Annotated in this window: 14 protein-coding genes and 1 pseudogene; 6 read left to right on the top strand and 9 right to left on the bottom strand. The window is 58.2% G+C overall.

Annotated elements, in window-relative coordinates:
- Window positions 1–35: 35 nt before the first annotated feature.
- Window positions 36–278: pseudogene (locus ACRC4F_RS23435) on the top strand (phage infection protein); the annotation flags it as partial.
- Window positions 279–479: 201 nt separating this feature from the next.
- Entirely contained in the window at window positions 480–908 is a 429-nt protein-coding gene (locus ACRC4F_RS23430) for a nuclear transport factor 2 family protein (protein ID WP_438661492.1), read from the top strand.
- A gap of 76 nt (window positions 909–984) precedes the next feature.
- Here ACRC4F_RS23430 and ACRC4F_RS23425 read toward each other — a convergent pair whose 3' ends face one another.
- Window positions 985–1,437, bottom strand: coding sequence for an Lrp/AsnC family transcriptional regulator (locus ACRC4F_RS23425; protein WP_438661491.1), 453 nt, complete (start codon window positions 1,435–1,437; stop codon window positions 985–987).
- 171 nt (window positions 1,438–1,608) lie between these two features.
- Here ACRC4F_RS23425 and ahr point away from each other — a divergent pair, with 171 nt between their 5' ends.
- Both ahr and ACRC4F_RS23415 read left to right on the top strand, forming a co-directional pair.
- Window positions 1,609–2,640, top strand: coding sequence for an NADPH-dependent aldehyde reductase Ahr (ahr, locus tag ACRC4F_RS23420; RefSeq protein WP_438661490.1), 1,032 nt, complete (start codon window positions 1,609–1,611; stop codon window positions 2,638–2,640).
- Between the two features lie 147 nt (window positions 2,641–2,787).
- Complete coding sequence (locus tag ACRC4F_RS23415) at window positions 2,788–3,240, top strand: hypothetical protein (protein WP_438661489.1); 453 nt, start codon at window positions 2,788–2,790, stop codon at window positions 3,238–3,240.
- 148 nt (window positions 3,241–3,388) lie between these two features.
- Here ACRC4F_RS23415 and ACRC4F_RS23410 read toward each other — a convergent pair whose 3' ends face one another.
- Both ACRC4F_RS23410 and ACRC4F_RS23405 read right to left on the bottom strand, forming a co-directional pair.
- Window positions 3,389–4,594: an epoxide hydrolase family protein gene (locus ACRC4F_RS23410; protein ID WP_438661488.1), complete on the bottom strand. Its 1,206-nt coding sequence runs from the start codon at window positions 4,592–4,594 to the stop codon at window positions 3,389–3,391.
- Between the two features lie 104 nt (window positions 4,595–4,698).
- A complete protein-coding gene (locus ACRC4F_RS23405; protein WP_438661551.1) occupies window positions 4,699–5,151 on the bottom strand; it encodes an Ohr family peroxiredoxin in 453 nt (150 codons plus the stop codon).
- A 343-nt stretch (window positions 5,152–5,494) separates the two neighbouring features.
- On the opposite strand from ACRC4F_RS23405, the gene ACRC4F_RS23400 reads away from it, so the two are divergent.
- On the top strand, window positions 5,495–6,412 hold the full coding sequence (locus ACRC4F_RS23400) for a LysR substrate-binding domain-containing protein (RefSeq protein ID WP_438661487.1): 918 nt from the start codon (window positions 5,495–5,497) through the stop codon (window positions 6,410–6,412).
- Window positions 6,413–6,424: 12 nt separating this feature from the next.
- On the opposite strand, the gene ACRC4F_RS23395 is transcribed toward ACRC4F_RS23400, so the two are convergent.
- Window positions 6,425–6,919 carry a cupin domain-containing protein gene (locus ACRC4F_RS23395; protein WP_438661486.1) on the bottom strand — a complete coding sequence of 165 codons (495 nt, stop codon included), beginning with the start codon at window positions 6,917–6,919 and terminating at the stop codon, window positions 6,425–6,427.
- Between the two features lie 127 nt (window positions 6,920–7,046).
- The gene (locus tag ACRC4F_RS23390; protein ID WP_438661485.1) at window positions 7,047–8,267 is read right to left on the bottom strand and encodes an alkene reductase; all 1,221 of its coding nucleotides are present in this window, start codon (window positions 8,265–8,267) and stop codon (window positions 7,047–7,049) included.
- Between the two features lie 28 nt (window positions 8,268–8,295).
- Here ACRC4F_RS23390 and ACRC4F_RS23385 point away from each other — a divergent pair, with 28 nt between their 5' ends.
- Entirely contained in the window at window positions 8,296–8,673 is a 378-nt protein-coding gene (locus tag ACRC4F_RS23385; RefSeq protein ID WP_438661484.1) for a winged helix-turn-helix transcriptional regulator, read from the top strand.
- A gap of 56 nt (window positions 8,674–8,729) precedes the next feature.
- On the opposite strand, the gene ACRC4F_RS23380 is transcribed toward ACRC4F_RS23385, so the two are convergent.
- The 4 genes from ACRC4F_RS23380 to aguB form a co-directional block, all read right to left on the bottom strand.
- The gene (locus ACRC4F_RS23380; RefSeq protein WP_438661483.1) at window positions 8,730–9,326 is read right to left on the bottom strand and encodes an eCIS core domain-containing protein; all 597 of its coding nucleotides are present in this window, start codon (window positions 9,324–9,326) and stop codon (window positions 8,730–8,732) included.
- A 280-nt stretch (window positions 9,327–9,606) separates the two neighbouring features.
- Window positions 9,607–10,725 carry an agmatine deiminase family protein gene (locus tag ACRC4F_RS23375; RefSeq protein ID WP_438661482.1) on the bottom strand — a complete coding sequence of 373 codons (1,119 nt, stop codon included), beginning with the start codon at window positions 10,723–10,725 and terminating at the stop codon, window positions 9,607–9,609.
- Between the two features lie 23 nt (window positions 10,726–10,748).
- Entirely contained in the window at window positions 10,749–11,846 is a 1,098-nt protein-coding gene (locus ACRC4F_RS23370; protein WP_438661481.1) for an extracellular solute-binding protein, read from the bottom strand.
- 1 nt (window position 11,847) lies between these two features.
- Window positions 11,848–12,756: an N-carbamoylputrescine amidase gene (gene aguB, locus ACRC4F_RS23365; RefSeq protein ID WP_438661480.1), complete on the bottom strand. Its 909-nt coding sequence runs from the start codon at window positions 12,754–12,756 to the stop codon at window positions 11,848–11,850.

The following is a 12,756-nucleotide window of genomic DNA, read 5'->3' as shown; positions in this document are numbered from 1 at the left end:
CTCCATACCAAACAACTACACCCCGGAGCACAATCATGAAACGCCAAATCCTTCTCAGCATCGCTTTCTCGGTTTTTGCAGTTAACGCTTTCGCCGCTTCTTCTGCTCACCCGGTTGTCGCTGAAGGCGGCTCGGATCGTCTGATTGAAAGCCGCGTGGCTGAGGGTGGTTCGGATCGCCTGATCGAAAACCGCGTTGCCGAAGGTGGCTCCGACCGTCTGATCGAGAACCGTGTTGCCGAAGGTGGTTCCGACCGCTTGATCGAAAGCCGCGCTGCATGAATGAATGGTTTTACAGCGGTACCCAACAAGAAGCCCGGCCTGAACAGCCGGGCTTTTTCGTGAGCTACTTTTAGTTCATTCGTATAGCCGCCGTTCGATCCTGGCGGCACTATTGAAGACTTGCGGCACGCCTTCGCGCGACACTGCATGTGCAACACTGAAGCGTTCTACAGAACAACAAAAATACAGGAGTTGAATATGTCTGAACTGAACCTGCACCCCAACGCCGCACAATCCCTGAAGCAATGGCACGACTTGATCCGCAAAGGTGACTTGAGCGCCCTGCCGGAATTATTGGACCCGCAAGCGGTGTTTCGCTCGCCGATGGCCCACAAGCCTTACCCGGGAGCACCCGTGGTCTCGATGATTCTCAACACGGTCGTCAAGGTGTTTGAGGATTTTACCTACCACCGCGAACTGTCGACCGCCGACGGCTTGAGCGTCGTCCTGGAGTTCAGTGCCAAAGTCAGCGGTAAAGAGCTGAAGGGCATCGACATGATCCGCTTCGATGAACAAGGAAAAATCGTCGAGTTCGAGGTGATGGTCCGCCCATTCAGTGCCTTGCAGGCCTTGGGCGAGCAAATGGGACAACGGCTCGGCGCGTATCTGGCGGCCAGCAAAGGCTGATTGCGTCGGATCGTATTGGGCGAGGTGTCTTAGGGGCTCTAACGGAAACTGCGGACACGTCGCTCGACCCACACCCTCACAACGGCAGTGGCCTGTCCTGGATGACCCGCTTCATGACGAGTGTCGAGGTCAGCCGCTGCACATTGGGTAACGTTGAAAGGCTTTCATCGTAAAGTCTTTGGAATGCCGGCAGGTCCTGGGCAACGACGTGCAGCAAATAATCCGGCTCCCCGAACAACCTCTGGGCATCGACCACCTGGGGTATTTCAATGAGCGCCGTCTCGAAAGCCTCCACAGCTTTCCTGTCGCCCTCTCGAAGAGTGGCAAAGACCATGGCGGAGAAGTTAAGGCCAAGTGCGCCAGGATCCAGCTGCGCGCGATAGCCCAGCAACACCCCCGAGTCTTCCAGCGCCCGCACCCGTCGATGACAAGGAGAAAGGCTAAGCCCGACGCGATCAGCGAGTTCGGTCACCGAAAGACGACCGTCTTTTTGAAGCTCAGAAAGAATCTTGCGATCAATCCTGTCCATTTAGAAGAACCTCCCACTTCGAAGTGGGCCGACGATCTTTGAAACAAGAATCGCCCCGCCTGCATCCGGTCATCGGCAACCGTAATGCCAGCAGGCAACCCGCTACACTCTTCTAGCGCCGTTGCGACACCCGAGCAGCCAAACCCTTGTCTCCTGACCTGGAGGTATCCCATGAGCGATAGCACTGAAGTCACGTCCTTCACCGGCTGGGCCGCAATGGCCGCCGGCGCGCCATTGGAGCGTTACAGCTACGACCCCGGTCCGTTGGGGGATGAGGAGGTGGAAGTCGCGGTGGAATATTGCGGCGTCTGCCACTCCGACCAGTCGCTGATCGATAACGAATGGGGCGTCAGCAGCTACCCTTTTATCCCTGGCCACGAAGTGGTCGGCCGAATCGTGCGAGTAGGCGCGCAGGTACGCGGGCTTGAAGTGGGACAACGGGTCGGTATTGGCTGGTACAAGGGCAGTTGCATGCATTGCTCCTCGTGCATCGGCGGCGCCCACCATCTGTGCGGCACCGCCAAACCCACCATTATCGGCAGCAACGGCGGTTTCGCCGATCGCCTGCGTTCGCACTGGGCCTGGGCGCTGGCGATTCCCGGCGAACTCGACCCGTCGATGGCGGGGCCGCTGTTCTGCGCTGGCTCGACCGTGTTCAACCCGCTGGTGGAGTTCGGCGTCAAACCCACTGACCGGGTCGGCGTGGTGGGCATCGGCGGCCTCGGTCATCTGGCGCTGCGCTTCCTGAATGCCTGGGGCTGCGAGGTCACGGCGTTTACCTCATCGTTGAACAAGACGGACGAAGCCCGACGCCTGGGCGCGCACAACGTCGTCGCCTCGACCGACAGCGACGCACTGAAAACCATTGCCGGCACCCTGGATTTCCTGCTGGTGACCGCCAACGCCAACCTCGACTGGACGGCCATGCTTGCCACCCTGCGCGGCAAGGGTCGCCTGCATTTTGTCGGCATCGTGCCCGACGCCATTCCAGTGCATGTGTTCAACCTGATCCCCCAACAAAAGACCCTGTCCGCCTCCCCCGTCGGCTCGCCGAGTACCACGGCAACCATGCTGGAATTCTGCGCACGTCATCAGATCCTGCCGCAGGTCGAGCTCTTCCCCATGAGCCGGGTCAATGAAGCCATCGATCACCTGCGCAGCGGCAAGGCACGTTACCGCGTGGTGCTCGATGCGAGTCAATGATGGGGCGACGTCGACAGAGATCATCTTCAACACGGCGGTGATTGAGGGCTGCCCGAGCGGGAAAAGGAATTCGCACGCAACGCCGGGAGGCGATTAATGAGCTATACCCGCTAATCACCCATTGCAGTTCTCAAGCAGGAGTTGGCAATGAACTTCAGACACTCACTTGCAACCCTAATGATCGCCGCCAGCCTCTTTGGCTGCACCACTTCATCAGACCATGGCGTGTCTGTCCCGTTGGTTGCCACCCGGCAGAACACCGGGCAGATCGGCAACGTAACGCTGACAAACTGGGACAAACAAACCGGGCTCAGCTTCTTCATCAGTGGTGCTCCAAGCGGAGCGACGCTGCCCTTGCGTCTCTACAGTTTCATCAACAAAGGCAGCTGCCAGCAACCCGGGCCAGTCGCCTTTGCAATGAATGACAAGGTCAACACCAAGCGCGAAGCCGTGCGCGGCTGGTCGTTCTCAAGAAGCGCACCGGTCGCACTGCAAGATCTGCTGACCGGCGACTATTCCATCGTCGTGCGAACAGCTCCGGAGAGTGGCAATGTCGATATTTTTTGCGGCGATATCCCGCAAGGAGGTGCAGTGAAATAGCCAGTAAAGACTGGCGTTCGCCTGCATGATCATGTCCAGGCCGATGGTTGCGCGGCACGGATCGCTTACACGCATGACGATCAACGATCCGAACCGAGCCACCCTGATCATTACAACATCAGGTCTTCGATGCCTGCAGGCTAGTCACCTACCTCAGCGACTTGAATCCGGCCCGGACTTCCTGGGAGAAAAGCGCCGGCTGCTCCCACGCAGCAAAGTGCCCGCCTTTGGGCAGCTTGTTGTAATGCACAAGTTTGGGATAGGCCTGCTCCGACCAACTTTTCGGAGCCGCGTACAGCTCATCAGGAAACACGCTGACCGCGACCGGGATGTTGACGCCCTTGACGGCGAAGAAGGTCGACTTGTTCTCCCAATAGAGCCGCCCCGAAGAAACGGCCGTTTTGGTCAGCCAGAACAACGTGATGTTGTCGAGGACGTCATCGGGTGTGAGGCCTTCCGGTTGTCCGTCAATGGAACGCGCGATCATCTCGTAGCTTTTAGGGTCGTGATCCAGCATGAAGGCTGCCAGGCCAACGGGTGAATCATTGAGACCTGTCAATGACTGAGGCCTGTCACCCATCATGATGGCGTAGCCGATGTGCTTGTAGGTGTTGGCGAGTTGATCAGCCGCTTGCTTCTCTTCTGCTGAAAGACCGCTGGGGACCGGGTCGCCGCGGAACAACGCCGCATCCAGTCCAGGCGGGATGACGCCTGGCATGTTCGAATGAATACCGATCAAGCCAGGTGGCGCCTTTACCGCCATCAGATCGACAACGATAGAGCCCCAATCGCCACCTTGCGCGCCGTAACGGGTGTATCCGAGACGCTTCATCAACTCGATGTAGGCATCGGCGATACGCTCGGGATTCCAGCCGGCCACGGTCGGTTTCTCCGAGAAGCCGTAACCCGGCATCGATGGAATCACCAGGCTGAACGCATCGGAAGCACTGCCACCGTGTGCAACAGGATCGGTGAGTGGGCCGATGACTTTCATCAACTCGATGATCGACCCAGGCCAGCCGTGCGCCATCAGTAGCGGCAGCGCGTTCTCGTGTTTTGAGCGGATATGAAGGAAATGGATGTCCAGGCTATCAATGTTTGTGATGAAGTTTGGAACTGCGTTTATTTTTGATTCGATTACTCGCCAGTCATATTGGGTCGCCCAGTGTCTGGCCAGTTTCTGGATCGTCGCCAATTGCACACCTTGCGAGGAGTCAGTGACTGTTTCCTTGTCCGGCCATCTTGTTGCTTCTATGCGTCGGCGCAACTCTGTAAGTTCTGAATCCTGGGCTCTGAAATGGAAGGGGCGTATTTCAGCAGAAACACTCTTTGTATCTGATGGATTAATAGTCATTGCATCAGTCCTGATTGATAAACCGAGTAACCCTAACGGTGCAGCCGCACAGGTCACTGCCGCAGCGCCGCAAAACTTACGTCTGGTTAGAGAACGTTGTTTGATCACGACGTCAGAACATTAAACGCAACGTCGATGTTGCCGCGCGTCGCCTTCGAGTAGGGGCACATCTGATCCGCAGCATGGGCGACAGCACAAGCGACCTCATGCGACAAACCTGGCAGGCGTACATCGAACCGGGCCTGCAGAAGGTAAGCGTTTGCGGTTTGACCCAGATCGATCTCGATATCGACGGACACATCGGCCGCAAGTGTCACCTTCAACTCTTTGGCCGCGAGCCCAACGGCTGCGATGTAGCAGGCCGACCATGCTCCGGCAAACAACTGCTCGGCCGTCGGGTGCGGTTGGGTGGCAGCGAATACGTGGGCGGTTTTCGCGCTCCCGGGCGTTGAAAGTTCGATGTCGAGGTTGCCGTTGTGCCCGCGTGACGTGTTGCCGGAGCTGCTCAGGGTGGTGTGCGTTTTGCCGGTCACCAGGACTTTATCGATTTTGCTCATCGGTGATTCCTTGAAATTCTTATAGGATTCAAATAGCACAAAAGTCACGTAACTATCTGACGGCATTGATTTTATAGGCACTGACAAGGGGTCGAGAAGAACGGAAAAACCGATCACCTTCGACTTTTCCGTCCGCCACCGCTCGTCGCCAAGGTGCAGGGTCAGCTTTGACATCACTGGGTATTTGGGCGAATATTTATATATCGCATGCGATCTTATCGATCGCGACCATAAACCTTGTCGTTGGAGACTCAGCCATGAACACCGCAAGCAGCTACCTACTGTCTGTCACTGCCGATCACGCTTCCCATGGCCACAACGGCAACAACTGGATCACTGCTTCATGAAGCTGATCCAGCTTCGGGCCTTTTGCTCAGTGGTGGACAGGGGCAGCTTTCGTTCGGCGGCACGGGAACTGGACGCGGCCCAAAGCACGTTGACCGAGTCGGTTCAAAGTCTGGAAAGAGAACTGGGGGTCACCTTGCTGGTGCGCTCCAATCAAGGCATCAGCCTGACCCTGGCCGGCAAGGTGTTCCTGACCCGGGCCCGCTCGATCATTCTGGATTGCGATCGCGCGGTACAAGACGTCCGGCAATGGAATGGAACGCCCGAAGGTCAGATTGCATTGGGTGTCACCGCGGAACCATTGGCGGCGTGTTTGATGCCGGTCTTCAGCAGCTTTACCCGCCGATTTCCAAACGTGCAGTTACACGTCGCCGGCGGAAAGTCGAAGATGCTGATCGAGATGATTCGCGCTGGCCGGCTCGACTTTGTGATGTGTCCACTGAATCCCGACGTCTGCGATATCGACCTGCACATCGAGCGGCTTTACAGCTCGAAAGCCAGTGTCATTGCGCGCAAGGGGCACCCCTTGGCGGAGGCTCGATCAGTGCGCGACCTGGCCGATTGCCAGTGGATCAGCGTCCGGCCGGCCGGGATCGTCGGTAGCGCGGAAAAGTATCTGATTGAGCTGTTCAGGACCCTAGGCTTACCACCACCGAAGATCGTGATCACCACCGAATCGCTGCTGGAAATCCTGCACGTCATTTCCGAGACGGATTACCTGACCATAGAGCCGAGCATGCTTCCCGGCATGAAGCTGTTTTCCGCGTCACTTATCAGCATTTCGGTTCAGGAGCCGTTGGAGTCAGGTGAGGTGTGCTTGATCAGCCGCCGAGTGTCGCCCTTCACCCAAGTCACACAGGAACTGACCAGCATGCTGATTTCTTACTCGCGCTTGCGTCATCGAGCCAAGGGGTGAATACCGCAGCGATTACTTTGAAGAATGACGAGGGTCGTCATTGCTATCAATGTACTCAAGGCCTAGCGGACCTGTTCCATAAACCTGAGAAATATACTCTCCTGATCTGGCCCAATGAAAATGCGGAGTATTAGCCGGTAGCACTATTACACTCCCCGGGCCATAAGCAACCAGTTTGTCCGGATCGAACAAAGTCCCAAAACCAATATAAAACACGCCGGACATGACGGTGTATATACGATCTTCAGGATGCGTATGGGGCATTAATTTCGTGCCACCCGGCACTTTAACTCGCACAACGTAGGGGCCTGGTTTAGCAGGATCACCGACTAGAACAGCCAGCTTTACTTCTTTCGGGAACGCTGGAAAGTTTTGCCACTCCACATCTTCATTGTACAAAGCACCGGTTTTACCGAGCGGCAGTGGTTGTGCTTGAACGACCGGCATTGCCGCACATACGACAAGAAGCGTTGTCAGGCATACGGTTTTCATAATGTTCTGAATCATGAGAGGCACCTGAGAAAGATAGCCTCTCCAATGTAGTGGCAGACCTCTGTTGTGATAATGCCGCCGACGCGCATTTCAGTTGATACGCAATGTAATCAAAGCAATGCCTGGCATTGCACCGCCGTTCTCAACCTGCGCTGCACGCAGCACCCCAGAGGGCATACGCAGGGAAGTCCGTGTAACCCACTTCGCCGCGTCGGGTGTAATACGTTGACCGGTCCGCTTCGGCTAGCGGCCAGCCGTGCTTGAGGCGCTCAGCCAGATCCGGGTTTGAGATATAGGGCCTGCCGAAGGCGATCAAGTCCACTAACCCTGTGTCGAGCGCAACCTGTGCGCCTTGGCGATCAGTGAATCCGCCGCACCAGATGATTGCGCCGGGAAACACTGCCCGAACCCTGGCCAGCAAAGCGTGGTCGAGGTGGTGCGATTGGAACTCGGCCACCTCCATGTTCTCCGCAGGCATCAGCTCGTAGACCAGATGAAGATAGGCGACGCCAAGACGTCCCAATTTCTCGGCAACGTACAACAAGGTTTCCTCGGTAAGCGGGTCCGCTGGAATGCCGTTGAACCTGCCGAACGGCGACAGGCGCACACCCACGCGCCCCGGCCCCAATTCACGGACCGCCGCTTCAACGACTTCCAACAGGAACCGTGTGCGGTTTTCGACGCTGGCGCCTCCATAGCAATCGGTGCGTTTATTAAGCACCGAGTTCATGAATTGCTCGAACAGATAACCGTTGGCTCCGTGGATTTCGACACCGTCAAATCCAGCCTCCCGAGCCTGGACGCAGCCCTGGGTAAAGGTGCCGACCAACGCCATCACTTCCTCCGGCCTCAGGCGCCGAGGCGTACCTGCCGGAATATGGGCCAACTTGCCGTCCGGACCGTGGGCAAACACCTGCGACTCGGCCCTTTCCTCGGTCACCCCCCAAGGCGCCTCGCCGTTCGGCATGAGCGAGGGATGGGCCATCCTGCCGACGTGCCACAGTTGCAGAAATATCGTGCCGCCATTGCGGTGAACCCGGTCGGTCACCAGACGCCAGCCCTGCCGTTGAGCGGACGTGTAGATGCCGGGTGTCATGGCGTAGCCGTTGCTGGAGGGCGCAACGTCCGTCGCCTCGGCGACGATCAGGCCGGCACTGGCTCGCTGCCCGTAGTAGGTCGCCATCAACTCATTCGGGACGTCGCCCTCGGACGTCCGTGTGCGGGTCATGGGGGCCATGACAATACGGTTCTTCAGCAGTACGCTGCCGCCAAGCAATCGAGATTCAAACAGGTCTATCATGGGGTCTTCCTTCGGGTCGGTATTGATCGGAAGGAAAGCGTACTTTTCGTCAGTCACGCCCATCTACACACCGTTTAGTCAGTGGTGGCAAATGAAGACAATCAATAGACTGCCGGGCTTGCCGATCGAGCGCACGCTGGCTGTCCTCTCTGGCCGCTGGAAAGCGGTCATCCTGCATGTGCTGCTGGACGGCCCGCACCGTACCTGTGATCTGGAGAAGCGCATTGCGGGCGTCTCACAGAAGGTCTTGATCGAGCAACTGCGAGCGCTTGAGGAACACGGGATGGTGAGCCGGCAGCCCAGTGCCCTGGATCGCCAGGGCATCGAATACCTGCTCACCCCGCTCGGCGAAAGCCTGCGCTCCATCCTGGAATCCCTGATCGAATGGGGCATCCATCACGCCAGGGAACTCGACGAGGTCCACAGACTGCTGCCATGCGAGGCTGTCGTTCGAGAGCGCACCAATTGACGCGTACTGTCCGAGGCGTTCAGGCAGTGAAGGTGTGAGCGCAGCTTCGCGCCCCTTCAGTCAGCGCCTTCTCTCAACGACCTTCTGACCTCAGCCTGAATGGCATAGGCTGGTGCCTCCACGGCATTGAAATCCTGGGTGTATCGCTGGGCAAATCCTTCTACCCCCCATTCCTGAAACTGCTGCACATGTTTGAGTTCGTGGGCCCAGAGCGTGATGTTCTGCTCTGCGGTTTGAGCGTCACGGAAGAGGATGATGTCGATCAGCGTCACGGCACCGACATCGGGGTTTTGCAGCATGGCAGTGGCCGCGCTGAATTGGCCGTTGTCGCTGATTTTGTAGCGCGCTGCATCGAGGACGCCGGGGTCGTACCAGCGCAGCAGTTGCTCACGGATGTGCGGTGGAATCGGTTGGAGGCCGGTGTTGGCGGCTTCAGCGCGGGCCTGGGTCAGCCACAGGGCCAGGGCCGGTGCCGCGATCTGGTAGAGGTCTTCCGGCAGCGGGCCGAGCACCTGTCCCAGGTCTGGCAGACAGATGCAGCCGTCCAGGCACACTTGTTTCTCGCCAGCCGGGCACGCGCTGCCCTGGGCTGGCACTTCAAGTGTCAGGCAAAGAACAAACAGCACCATCAGGCGCGTTGTGATGGACGGCATTGGGCCCTCCAGGCCTCTGAGCGGCAGGCTTCGCCCCTTAAAAAAGCCAGACATCGGTACAAAACGCAAAAAAACTCAATTCGACCACCTTGAAAATGGTGTCCGAATTGCACCTGTTTGTTCGCATTGACGTTAATGCCCCTAAGCGAGTGCAACCGCACAACGCTGGTCGTCAACTTCGACTCTAGTTTAAGGGAGCCGTCAATATGACCCACATTCGCAAAAGGCTACCGAAGCTCGCCAGCGTCGGCGAAGGCATTGCGCCTTCGCTCATTCCCGATCAAGCCACCGGCTGGTGACTGGTCACACAGTGAATCCCCCCGCCACCCGCCGCGATAGCGTCAATGTTCAGCTGCACCACTTCCCGGTCCGGGTACAGCTGCGACAACAGGTCAAACGCTTTCGCATCGGCTGCGTTGTCACCAAATTGAGGCGCAATGACCGCGCCATTCACCAGGAAGTAGTTGATGTAACCCGCAGCAAAATCCGGGTTGTCACGGTTGAACTGACTCTTGCGTGGCTTGAGCGGCGGCGACAGGGTGTGCACTTGCAGCTTGCGGCCGTCGGCATCGGTGGCGTTCTTGAGGATCACCAAATGCGCCAAGGTCACTTTCCGGTCGTATGAATCGGGATCGTTGTCGAGGTTGGCGATCACCACACCCGGCTTGACGAAACGCGCGTAAAAATCGACATGCGCGTCGGTGATGTCTTTGCCTTTGATGCCCGGCAGCCAGATGATTTTGCGCAAGCCCAAACGGTCTTTCAGTTCCTGCTCGACTTCGGCCTTGCTCCAGTCGGGATTGCGGTTGCGGTTGATCCAGCTGCTTTCGGTCATGATTCCCGTGCCGTGGCCATCCACTTCAATGCCACCGCCCTCGCCCACCAGTTCGCTGCGCAGGTAACGGGCATCCACAGTATCGGCCACCAGAGCGGCCAGTTGCGCATCCTTGTCATGCTGCTGTTTGTCGCCCCAGCCGTTGAAGTTGAAATCCACGGCGCCGAGACCGCCTTCGCCGTCGATGACGAAATTGGCGCCGATATCGCGCATCCAGATGTCGTCCAATTCGGTGGTGACGAAGGTGATGTTGGTGGTGCCGCACTGCTGTTCCGCCAGGCTCCGCTCACGCTGGCGGCAGAACACGGTGACCGGTTCATAACGAGCGATGGTGCGGGCGATCAGGCCGATGGCCGCTTGCACGTGGGGAGTGAAATCCTCCCAGATAGCTTTCTGTGCACCAAACGCAATGAAGGCGCGTTCGTGTCGGTCGCCCTCGTCCGGCATGCGCCAGCGACCTTGGGTCGCTGCGTGCACGGGCGTAAGGCTGAAACCCATGGAGGCAGCGGCGCCGAGACCGGCAATGAGCGAAACCTGTTTGATGAAACCCCGACGCGTCGGCATGTGTGGGTCCTTGTGTGAAGCACTCATTTTGCGGTGGCCGTCTTGAACTTGGTCCAGGTGCGCATCCGCGCGCGCATGTCGGACTGGGGAATGTCCTTGCCCGGAATCAGCCGCGCATAGGTGGCCTCATCGAGGTAGATATCCGGGTTGTTGCGCATCGTCGCATCGACGTCCGGTCGGGCCTTGGCATTGGAAGTCGGGTAACCGGTGAAGTTACTGATGGCGGCCATGTTCTGTGGGCGCATGACAAAGTTGATGAACGCATAGGCGTACTCCGGGTGTTTGGCGTCGACTGGAATCGCCATGGTGTCCATCCACACGGTGGTGCCTTCACGGGGAACGCGGTATTCGAAGCGGGTGTGCTTGCCGGCGCTGTCCGACGTGCGTTGTGCCTGAGTCATATCGCCGCTGTAACCGAGGGACAGGCACAGGTTGCCGTTCACAAGGTCGGTCACCGGTTGCGACTGGAACTTGCGAATGTACGGTCGCAGTTTCATCAGCAACTCACTCGCTGCGGCCAGGTCTTCAGGCTTGGCACTGCGCGGCTCACGCCCCAGATAATTGAGCACGACAGCCAACACCTCGTCCGGCGAATCGATCATCGAGATGCCGCAATCGGCAAATTTTCCGGCCAGCTCCGGTTTGAACAGCATGTCGAGGCTGTTGACCGGGGCGTCCGGCGAACGCTGTTTGATCTGCTCGTCATTGTAGGTCACACCGATGGTGCCCCAGGTGTAGGGGACGGTGGCCTTGCTCGACGTTTCATACTGCCTGCGCAGCTTCTGCAAACCGGGTTCGATGTCATCCACAGCGGTGAGTTTCGAGCGGTCCAGCGGCATCAGGCTGCCAGCGCGCATCAAGCGTTCGGCAACGGTGTCGCCGGGGAAAATCAGGTCATAACCACTGTTGCCGGCCAGCATTTTGGCTTCCAGTGTTTCGCTGCCATCCATAACATCGTAGATCACCTTGATCCCGGTCTCGGCGGTGAATTTGGCCAACGTGTCTTCGGCAAAGTAATCGGCCCAGTTGTACAGCCTCAAGGTTTTTTCTTCGGCATGCAGCGACGACGAGGCGAGTGCCAATCCCAAGGCGCCGAGCATCAGCTTGCGGGGAATATGCATATCAAACTCCTTGAGAGTTCCAGCGTGCATGAAGGTGACGACCGTCCTGACTCAACAACGCCCCGTACATGTCTGGGCGACGGTCGCGGTAGATGCCCCAGCTCAGGCGTTCTTCGCGCATGGCGGCCAGGTCGAGGCTATGGACCAGCACGCCGCTGCTGTCACGGTCGGCCTCGGCGAGCAACTTGCCCTTGTGGTTGCAGATAAACGACGAACCGTAAAAGCTCATCTGCAAATCCGGGTCGGTGGTTGCCACTTCCCGGCCGACGCGATTGGACGCCACCACCGGCAAGATGTTGGCAGCGGCATGGCCACGCATGGTCATCTGCCAGTGGTCTCGGGAGTCCAGCGCTGCGCAGCCTGGCTCAGAGCCGATGGCGGTGGGAAACAGCAAGACTTCGGCGCCCATCAAGGCCAGGCAACGAGCCGTTTCAGGGAACCACTGGTCCCAGCAGATCCCCACGCCGATGCGCCCGAACGCGGTGTCCCAGACGCGGAAACCGGTGTCGCCGGGGCTGAAGTATTCCTTCTCCTGGTAACCGATGGCATTGGGGATGTGGGTCTTGCGGTACACCCCCAGCAAACGTCCGTCGGCATCGGCCACGCTCAAGGAATTGAAGTAGGCATTGCCGGCCTTTTCGAACCAGCTCAGTGGCAGCACCACGCCCAATTCCTTGGCCAGCGCGGCAAAGCGTTTGAGTACACCGCTGTATCGATATTCTTCGGCCAACGCCAAATGTTTATGGCTTTGTTCGATGCAGAAGTACGGCGTGGCAAACAGCTCCTGCAACAGGATGACCTGGGCGCCCTTCGCAGCCGCCTCACGAACCAATTGCTCGGCCCGATCAAGGTTGTGCGGCAAGTCCCAGGTGCACGGCATCTGGGTGGTGGCAATCGTCAACAGGGTCAT

Origin of the sequence: Pseudomonas sp., from assembly GCF_051660785.1 — a bacterium.
Taxonomy (GTDB): domain Bacteria; phylum Pseudomonadota; class Gammaproteobacteria; order Pseudomonadales; family Pseudomonadaceae; genus Aquipseudomonas.
The sequence above is the reverse complement of the archived record's forward strand: the minus strand, read 5'-3'. Positions and strand labels throughout refer to the sequence as shown.

Excerpts from the sequence above, each read along its gene's own strand:
- ACRC4F_RS23430 (WP_438661492.1), top strand. The coding sequence starts at position 480 with ATGTCTGAACTGAACCTGCACCCCAACGCCGCACAATCCCTGAAGCAA.
- ACRC4F_RS23425 (WP_438661491.1), bottom strand. The coding sequence starts at position 1,437 with ATGGACAGGATTGATCGCAAGATTCTTTCTGAGCTTCAAAAAGACGGT.
- ahr (WP_438661490.1), top strand. The coding sequence starts at position 1,609 with ATGAGCGATAGCACTGAAGTCACGTCCTTCACCGGCTGGGCCGCAATG.
- ACRC4F_RS23415 (WP_438661489.1), top strand. The coding sequence starts at position 2,788 with ATGAACTTCAGACACTCACTTGCAACCCTAATGATCGCCGCCAGCCTC.
- ACRC4F_RS23410 (WP_438661488.1), bottom strand. The coding sequence starts at position 4,594 with ATGACTATTAATCCATCAGATACAAAGAGTGTTTCTGCTGAAATACGC.
- ACRC4F_RS23405 (WP_438661551.1), bottom strand. The coding sequence starts at position 5,151 with ATGAGCAAAATCGATAAAGTCCTGGTGACCGGCAAAACGCACACCACC.
- ACRC4F_RS23400 (WP_438661487.1), top strand. The coding sequence starts at position 5,495 with ATGAAGCTGATCCAGCTTCGGGCCTTTTGCTCAGTGGTGGACAGGGGC.
- ACRC4F_RS23395 (WP_438661486.1), bottom strand. The coding sequence starts at position 6,919 with ATGATTCAGAACATTATGAAAACCGTATGCCTGACAACGCTTCTTGTC.
- ACRC4F_RS23390 (WP_438661485.1), bottom strand. The coding sequence starts at position 8,267 with ATGGGCGTGACTGACGAAAAGTACGCTTTCCTTCCGATCAATACCGAC.
- ACRC4F_RS23385 (WP_438661484.1), top strand. The coding sequence starts at position 8,296 with ATGAAGACAATCAATAGACTGCCGGGCTTGCCGATCGAGCGCACGCTG.
- ACRC4F_RS23380 (WP_438661483.1), bottom strand. The coding sequence starts at position 9,326 with ATGCCGTCCATCACAACGCGCCTGATGGTGCTGTTTGTTCTTTGCCTG.
- ACRC4F_RS23375 (WP_438661482.1), bottom strand. The coding sequence starts at position 10,725 with ATGCCGACGCGTCGGGGTTTCATCAAACAGGTTTCGCTCATTGCCGGT.
- ACRC4F_RS23370 (WP_438661481.1), bottom strand. The coding sequence starts at position 11,846 with ATGCATATTCCCCGCAAGCTGATGCTCGGCGCCTTGGGATTGGCACTC.
- aguB (WP_438661480.1), bottom strand. The coding sequence starts at position 12,756 with ATGACCCTGTTGACGATTGCCACCACCCAGATGCCGTGCACCTGGGAC.